The 279-nt window shown below is 32.3% G+C and carries 1 protein-coding gene; it reads right to left on the reverse strand.

The genetic code is table 11. From position 1 onward, the window contains the following. Positions 1-89, reverse strand: an 89-nt coding sequence (gene rmf / locus AAEY79_RS14665; protein ID WP_352289049.1) for a ribosome modulation factor, incomplete at its 3' end; no start/stop codon positions are given. Between the last annotated feature and the right edge of the window lie 190 nt (positions 90-279).

Here is a 279-nt window from a genome sequence, read left to right on the forward strand (position 1 = left end):
GGACAATGCTCTTTAGAGCGACCTGCTAAACCTGCTTTAAATCCTTGAGAATGTGCTCTCTCTAAACGATCTCTTTTTTGTCTCTTCATCGGTAATATCCTCACCTTTGTATTTATATATTTTGTAGCATTAGTGAAATCTACATGTAATGAATAGCTAATAAAAAAGGTTAATTCAAATTATAAAAGCAATTAATTAGTTTGACTTTAACTAAGCTGCTGATGCAATGATGAATTAGCTTTTTAAAAAGTAAGTGGTCGTACTTGCACTGTATTGACC

Origin of the sequence: Psychrobacter sp. GW64-MNA-CIBAN-0177 (genome assembly GCF_040309585.1) — a bacterium.
Taxonomy (GTDB): domain Bacteria; phylum Pseudomonadota; class Gammaproteobacteria; order Pseudomonadales; family Moraxellaceae; genus Psychrobacter; species Psychrobacter okhotskensis.